The sequence below is a fragment of the Virgibacillus carmonensis genome (genome assembly GCF_057836705.1).
Window position 1 is genome coordinate 1 of record NZ_JBYQFJ010000341.1, and the last position, 553, is coordinate 553.

Sequence of the window (553 nt, forward strand, 5' to 3'; positions counted from 1 at the left end):
GAAATAAATATTAGTCAGGAAATGCGTACTTCATTCCTTGACTATGCTATGAGTGTAATCGTATCGCGTGCATTACCTGACGTGCGTGATGGATTAAAGCCAGTGCATCGCAGAATTTTGTATGCGATGAATGATTTAGGAATGCATTCAGACAAGGCGCATAAAAAGTCAGCACGTATTGTTGGAGAAGTAATTGGTAAGTATCATCCACACGGTGACTCAGCCGTTTATGAAACAATGGTACGGATGGCGCAGGATTTTAGCTATCGCTATATGCTTGTTGATGGTCATGGTAACTTTGGTTCGGTTGATGGTGACTCAGCTGCAGCTATGCGTTACACAGAAGCGCGAATGTCAAAAATTTCAATGGAACTTTTGCGCGATATAAACAAAGACACCATTGATTATAGGGATAACTATGATGGATCTGAACGTGAACCAGTTGTTTTTCCATCTCGCTTTCCTAACCTTATAGTTAACGGAACTTCAGGGATTGCAGTTGGTATGGCAACTAATATTCCGCCGCATAATTTAGGGGAAACGATTGATGCTG

Annotated in this window: 1 protein-coding gene; it reads left to right on the forward strand. The window is 41.4% G+C overall.

The annotated features are described in order from the left end of the window. Positions 1-553 (forward strand): DNA gyrase subunit A (locus AC3G7N_RS22230; RefSeq protein ID WP_489424281.1); only part of this gene is annotated, 553 nt, incomplete at both ends.